Source organism: Ferrithrix thermotolerans DSM 19514 (genome assembly GCF_900128965.1).
Lineage (GTDB): Bacteria > Actinomycetota > Acidimicrobiia > Acidimicrobiales > Acidimicrobiaceae > Ferrithrix > Ferrithrix thermotolerans.
On record NZ_FQUL01000086.1, the window covers coordinates 1 to 1,640 of the forward strand.

At 51.8% G+C, this 1,640-nt stretch carries 2 protein-coding genes; both read right to left on the reverse strand.

Annotated elements, in window-relative coordinates; translation table 11 throughout:
- Positions 1–89: 89 nt before the first annotated feature.
- A complete protein-coding gene (locus BUA24_RS11695; protein WP_143146558.1) occupies positions 90–1,358 on the reverse strand; it encodes an MFS transporter in 1,269 nt (422 codons plus the stop codon).
- A partial coding sequence (locus tag BUA24_RS12865) for a hypothetical protein (RefSeq protein ID WP_218587484.1) occupies positions 1,345–1,640 on the reverse strand: 296 nt, incomplete at its 5' end. The genes BUA24_RS12865 and BUA24_RS11695, both read right to left, overlap by 14 nt.

Genomic DNA, 1,640 nt, shown 5'->3' on the forward strand with positions numbered 1-1,640 from the left:
GGTTTCATCGTACGTAGCCATCTCAACATCTCAGCCTTCTCGCCCTCATTAACTTATTGTTCAATCTGCGTACACACTGATACTGGGACCTAGGGAGAGTAAGCACCGGGTCTATCTAACTCCGGCGGAAGTATCCTTTTGAGATAAAGACCCATCGATCCCGATGCTAAAGAACCCAAGGTGACTACAACGATCCATGAAAACGGATGTGAGCTACCGAGCAAGAACCCAGCGATCGGAGGCCCTACTATGGTGCCGATCGACCAAACCGTCGAACCTAGAGCGTTGTAACGAGCCCGTAGCCTTGAGGGCGCAAGATCGTTAGGGAGTGATCCTGATACCGGACTGAGCAGAGTTTCACCTAGTCCAAAAAAGGCGAGAGAAGCAACGAGTAAGATCTCTATCGGCAACCGGCCTAGCCTAGGTAGATCTGCGAGGGCGCTCATGAGCCAACAAAGGACCCACACGGCCCCAACTCCTCCTAGAACGTGGCTGCGTCTGTACCTAACTGCAACTTTTGCCACTCCCAACTGTGAGGTTACGATGATAAGGGTATTGGCCGCAAAGCCAAATCCGACTACTTGGGGTGTTGCGTGTACAACCACGGTAGCGTACGCAGCCCAGCCACCATCGATCATGGCATATCCAAATAATACAAAGAGGGCATACGATGAGAGCCAGGCTAAAAAACGATGGTCTCGAAGAACCTCGGCGTACCCTTCTTTACGTTGCTCTTGCGCGGAATTGGCCGGCTCTGATCGAAATCCAGGCCTTCCTCGAAGGCCAAAGGCAACTATTGAAGCGAAGACCAAAGTTGTGCATCCGTCAGCCAGGTAGATGAACTCAAAACTTCGGGGGTCATGCAGGGAGACTGTCAGCCCCGCGATGACAGAGCCTACGCCAAGGCCCGCGTTCAAAGCCCCAAAACGAACTGCGTAGGCTCTTGGACGATTCTCGCTCGAAAGTTGGGTTGCGATGATAGAGTTCAGCATCGGCCAAGTTAGAGAGTTTCCAATACCTAAGACGCTCACCACCACTGCGGCTTCCAATAAAGTTGTAACCGCTGAAAGGGTCAGGGTTGAAGCTCCTGAGAGAAACAGGCCCAAGGTTAGTATACGTCCGACTCCCAGCCGGTCACCTAAGCTACCTCCGATGGCTCCAGTGATGAGTCCGCTTATTCCCGATGTAGCGACTACAACGCCAGCTGCTAAGAGTGCGATGTGCCGAATGCTATGAAGGTAGACGATCAAAAAAGGCAGGGTTAGTCCACTGCCTATAGCAGAGATGAAGGTGCCTAACAAAACCAGTCGCCATCCTAGTCTGTCTTCAGGTGAGCGCGCAGTTTTACTCTGATCCATCTGGTCCTTCACCCTTACCCACAGTCTCAAACTCTAACACCTTGAGAACGGGCGTTCTTTGCATGAGGATCCCGAGCTCAACAAGACTCCTCAAGTGGGATACTTCAGACGCAATGTCTCGAAGTGATTGTTGCGATGTGATGACCTTAGCCCGACTTTCGCAATTTCTTCCCGAATTCATGTCCAGCCTGTGGATATCTAGGGGTGTGAAGGTGTTATCCACAGGGGTGTTGTAAGGTTTGGGCTGGTGGGATACTAGGCGGGGTATATTTGGTTTGTCGT

Coding starts and splice junctions, on each gene's coding strand:
- BUA24_RS11695 (WP_143146558.1), bottom strand. CDS start 1,358: ATGGATCAGAGTAAAACTGCGCGCTCACCTGAAGACAGACTAGGATGG.